Annotated in this window: 7 tRNA genes; all 7 read right to left on the bottom strand. The window is 51.7% G+C overall.

Going from position 1 to position 724, the window contains the following annotated elements:
* Positions 1–73: transfer RNA gene (locus OC533_RS14645), tRNA-Phe, on the bottom strand.
* Between the two features lie 4 nt (positions 74–77).
* Positions 78–153 (bottom strand) — tRNA-Asp (locus OC533_RS14640).
* A gap of 4 nt (positions 154–157) precedes the next feature.
* Positions 158–231, bottom strand: a tRNA-Met gene (locus OC533_RS14635).
* A gap of 42 nt (positions 232–273) precedes the next feature.
* A tRNA-Ser gene (locus OC533_RS14630) sits at positions 274–363 on the bottom strand.
* Between the two features lie 22 nt (positions 364–385).
* Positions 386–459: transfer RNA gene (locus tag OC533_RS14625), tRNA-Ile, on the bottom strand.
* Positions 460–470: 11 nt separating this feature from the next.
* A tRNA-Met gene (locus tag OC533_RS14620) sits at positions 471–544 on the bottom strand.
* Between the two features lie 54 nt (positions 545–598).
* Positions 599–671, bottom strand: a tRNA-Ala gene (locus OC533_RS14615).
* Positions 672–724 lie beyond the last annotated feature (53 nt).

Here is a 724-nt window from a genome sequence, read left to right as displayed (position 1 = left end):
TGGCTTGGGACAGAATCGAACTGCCGACACCTTGAGCTTCAATCAAGTGCTCTACCAACTGAGCTACCAAGCCATAATGGCGGTCCCGACGGGATTTGAACCCGCGATCTCCTGCGTGACAGGCAGGCATGTTAACCCCTACACCACGGAACCACTATTGCGGGGGCAGGATTTGAACCTACGACCTTCGGGTTATGAGCCCGACGAGCTACCAGACTGCTCCACCCCGCGACAATAATATTTAATTTAGTCCACATATCACAAGTGAAAAAACGGAGGAAGAGGGATTCGAACCCCCGCGCGGTATTACCCGCCTGTCGGTTTTCAAGACCGATCCCTTCAGCCAGACTTGGGTATTCCTCCATGATAATAATAAAGTGACAAGTGGACCTTGCAGGACTCGAACCTGCGACCGGACGGTTATGAGCCGTCTGCTCTAACCAACTGAGCTAAAGGTCCAAGATTGAAAATAGCGGCGGAGGGAATCGAACCCACGACCTCTCGGGTATGAACCGAACGCTCTAGCCAGCTGAGCTACGCCGCCATAATAATAAGGCTACCATTTTCTTTCTAATTATGTGATTAAATGTGAAGTAAGTGGAGCCTAGCGGGATCGAACCGCTGACCTCCTGCGTGCAAAGCAGGCGCTCTCCCAGCTGAGCTAAGGCCCCATTATAAAAGATGAAACAATCGGGAAGACAGGATTCGAACCTGCGACCCCTTG

The organism is Listeria sp. Marseille-Q6474 (assembly GCF_946902005.1).
Classification (GTDB): Bacteria; Bacillota; Bacilli; order Lactobacillales; family Listeriaceae; genus Listeria; species Listeria innocua.
This window is presented reverse-complemented; position numbering and strand designations above follow the sequence as displayed.